The organism is Burkholderia sp. JPY481 (assembly GCF_038900515.1).
GTDB lineage: Bacteria > Pseudomonadota > Gammaproteobacteria > Burkholderiales > Burkholderiaceae > Paraburkholderia > Paraburkholderia youngii.
In genome coordinates, this window is the sequence record NZ_JAYMRT010000073.1 from 1 (window position 1) to 3,198 (window position 3,198).

The 3,198-nt window shown below is 53.3% G+C and carries 3 protein-coding genes and 1 pseudogene; 3 read left to right on the top strand and 1 reads right to left on the bottom strand.

Annotated elements, in window-relative coordinates:
• The first annotated feature begins 359 nt into the window (after window positions 1–359).
• The 3 genes from VSR82_RS39490 to VSR82_RS39500 all read left to right on the top strand — a co-directional run bounded on the left by VSR82_RS39490 (window position 360) and on the right by VSR82_RS39500 (window position 2,737).
• Entirely contained in the window at window positions 360–653 is a 294-nt protein-coding gene (locus VSR82_RS39490; protein ID WP_498858867.1) for a DUF3757 domain-containing protein, read from the top strand.
• A gap of 498 nt (window positions 654–1,151) precedes the next feature.
• Window positions 1,152–2,114, top strand: a complete 963-nt coding sequence (locus VSR82_RS39495) for an IS5 family transposase (RefSeq protein WP_498858868.1) — start codon at window positions 1,152–1,154, stop codon at window positions 2,112–2,114.
• Between the two features lie 191 nt (window positions 2,115–2,305).
• On the top strand, window positions 2,306–2,737 hold the full coding sequence (locus tag VSR82_RS39500; protein ID WP_152854948.1) for a DUF3757 domain-containing protein: 432 nt from the start codon (window positions 2,306–2,308) through the stop codon (window positions 2,735–2,737).
• Between the two features lie 102 nt (window positions 2,738–2,839).
• Here the strand turns inward: VSR82_RS39500 and VSR82_RS39505 are convergent.
• Window positions 2,840–2,947, bottom strand: a pseudogene (locus VSR82_RS39505) (IS6 family transposase); the annotation flags it as partial.
• Window positions 2,948–3,198 lie beyond the last annotated feature (251 nt).

Consider the following 3,198-nt stretch of genomic DNA (forward strand, 5'->3'; position numbering starts at 1 on the left):
ACCCAGCTGTCGGATGGTCGCCCCGAGGCGCTTTCCCAACTTTAGATAGAGCCGAACCGCTCGAAGACGCTCTTCATACGAGTACATGAACTACCTCCAGGTAGTCCAAGTTTTCGTCCGCACCCCCCATCAAAAATATTGCCTCCGGCATAAATAGTCTTTATTTGATGTGGTCGCCGCTATTGCGGTATAAACCCGAGTACTAAATTTTATTCGCGAAGAATTTCAGATCATCGAAAGTGACAATTGACTATCCCTTACACGAAATCACTTTCACATCAAGATCTATTATAAAATTCATTATTTCATGTATAAGTGATTTATGGATGCCCCCCCTACAACATAGAGGATTCGAGACAATGAAGAAGAGCCTTTTCGTTCTTACGTTTGCGCTCGGCGCATCTTATCACGTGTCTGCTGCAACGTTCGAAGGCTGCCCGATGCGCGGCGAGATCAAGATGGCAGGGAGTGTGTACACCGCAACAGCCAGCGATAACGAGGGTATATGGCTAGGTATTGTGAAAGGGCCGGACGAAGGTAGTTTCAAGGAATTTTCCTCGGCCACGTTTTATCCAGCGCAGCTTGATAATGCCGGCACCGGTCAATCAGCGTTAGTCAAGTGCTCCTACGAACTTTCCAGGGGGGCTATGTAAATCTACAGTACATACCTAGGTCCCCGCTACCGGCTTTGGATTTGCGCGATCTGAATCAATGGCGCAGAAAAAATGGCCCGTACAACCCTGACTACTACGAGTGCACTGATCCGGCCGCTTGGCGTTGTAGGTTCGTTGTCGTTCGACCGTCTTGAGCAATCGGTGAAAGCTTGAGCAGCTTCCAGTAAAAGACGTGTTGGTGCAATCGCAGAAGCCGTGACGTCTAGCGTATCTCGCAGCACCGTCAACTTGTCGGCAGTAGCGTGGACTGCGCCGAAGAGTCAATCGCTAACAAGACAGTCAACGGATTTTGAGCCATGTCGGCGAATTCCCGCCACGCAGCGAATCGGGATGCGAGTTGTTTGCGATCCAGATTCATCCAACTCATCCAGCAACGTGACAATATCGTTAGAAATATTTAGGGAAAGTCTGCAAAAGTCCTGGCGTTGACGTCCCGGTGGACTATCCTGGGAGAATGCAGGTTTAAGGGGTACCTCGATGACACAGCCCGGTCTTGGTCTGGATCTGTCAACGAAACGCACGCGCAAGCGGAAACTTCTCGATGAGATGAGGCGCGTTGTCCCATGGTCGAGGTTGATTGCGTTGATCGAACCGCACTATCCAAGGGGTAAGACTGGAAGGCCGCCGTTTCCTATTGCGACGATGCTGCAGATCCACTTCATGCAGCAGTGGTTTGGTCTGTCAGACCCGGCGATGGAAGAAGCGCTTTATGACGTGCCGCTGTATCGTGAATTTGCTGGGCTGGACGAGGGTATGACGCGTTTGCCGGACGAGAGCACGATTCTCCGGTTCCGTCACCTTCTCGAAACGCACGGCCTGGCTGCGCAGATGCTCACGCTGGTCAATGAGATCCTGAGCGAGAAAGGCGAGAAAGGCTTGATGCTGAAGGTGGGGTCGGCGGTCGACGCTACCTTGATTTCCGAACCCACTTCGACGAAGAACGGCTCTGGTACACGGGACCCGGAAATGCACCAGACGAAGAAGGGAAATCAATGGTACTTCGGGATGAAAGCGCACGTCGGCGTGGACGCAGAGTCGGGCCTGGTCCACACGGTCATCGGCACAGCCGCCAACGTTCATGACATCAATGCGGCCGAAGCGCTGTTGCACGGCCAGGAAATGGATGTGTACGCTGACGCCGGATATCAGGGTATCGAAAAGCGCTGCCAGGTAAGCGCGGTTCGCTGGCATGTCGCGATGCGACCAGGCAGGCGCAGACAACTGGACCTAACCGATCAGCTGGACGCGATATTCGATCGGATTGAACGCCTGAAGGCCGGCATCCGCGCCAAGGTTGAACATCCGTCCCGCGTCCTCAAACAGCAGTTTGGCTATACAAAGAGCCGGTACCGAGGGCTGATGAAGAACACCGCCCAGATCACGACACTATTTGCTCTGGGCAACCTGTGGATGGCACGCAAGGCTTTGTGGAACCCTTGAAACGCTCGCAGATTCAGGCCGCGAATCTCGGCAAACAGTGGTCGTCACGCTTCAAAAGCTAGACGACCAACCTGCCAGCAGACTCTTATGGCTGATACGACGCAAGTGGCAAACGGCCAACTCTCTGAAAACGATTTGTGCAGACCTTCCTTAGATTAGCAGACCGTTGTGCAATATGAAGGATTTAACCGATGAAGAAAGGTATTTTTGTTTTTACGCTCGCGCTTGGCGCATCGTGTCATGTGTTGGCTGACACGGCCGAAAGCTGCCCGAGTGTCACCGCAATCGAAAAAAATGGGGACACGTACATGGCAATGACTAGCGATGGTGAGGGTACATGGTTGGGCATTGGGCTGGACGATGACGGTGGCATCACTAAATTTAGCTCTGCCAAATTCCATCCAGCGATGGATAGTGGATCGCGAGCGGCAGTGAGCTGCTCATACGAGCTTGGTGACGGCGACTACGCAGATTTAGAATTCTTGCCGAGGCGTCCAGAACCGGACTTATCGGTGGACGTAAGCACGTGGCGTCAGAAACATGATCCTTACGGTCCTAGCTACTATGAATGCACTGCGCAGTCCGCGTTGGATTGTAGCTTCGATGTTATCCGACGGCCGTGAACAATCTGTGGAATCTTAAGGAAGGTTTCGAGTGAGGCCTGTTGGCAGATTGCAGAGACTTCGACGCGTGAATCGCGGAAACCTGGCGCCCGCGCCGGGGGGGGGCAGATGACTGTTTTCAGTGCGGTTGTTCACTTCTGCCGACGCTTTGACGAATACATGCTTTACGCCAGCGAGTTCCGGCACTTCCGCTTTCGCCGTCGAATAATTTCACACCGAGTTCCTACGGCGTAGACGCCTTGCCTGTTCGCCAGATATTCGACCTCCGGTGCGGGCAGCGCTTAGAAGCGGTTTCAAAAAGCCCGTGAAGGGGCTGTTAACTTTTCCATCAAGCTGTTAAGGAAGCTCTGCAGAAGTCGTTTTCGTAGCGGCGATTTTCCACACGCATCGCAGTCTGAACGGCGACGACATTCCTTGTGCGGAGATCGCCCGGTACAGTCACCAGTCGGAGGCTGTACCGG

Excerpts from the sequence above, each read along its gene's own strand:
- VSR82_RS39490 (WP_498858867.1), top strand. The coding sequence starts at position 360 with ATGAAGAAGAGCCTTTTCGTTCTTACGTTTGCGCTCGGCGCATCTTAT.
- VSR82_RS39495 (WP_498858868.1), top strand. The coding sequence starts at position 1,152 with ATGACACAGCCCGGTCTTGGTCTGGATCTGTCAACGAAACGCACGCGC.
- VSR82_RS39500 (WP_152854948.1), top strand. The coding sequence starts at position 2,306 with ATGAAGAAAGGTATTTTTGTTTTTACGCTCGCGCTTGGCGCATCGTGT.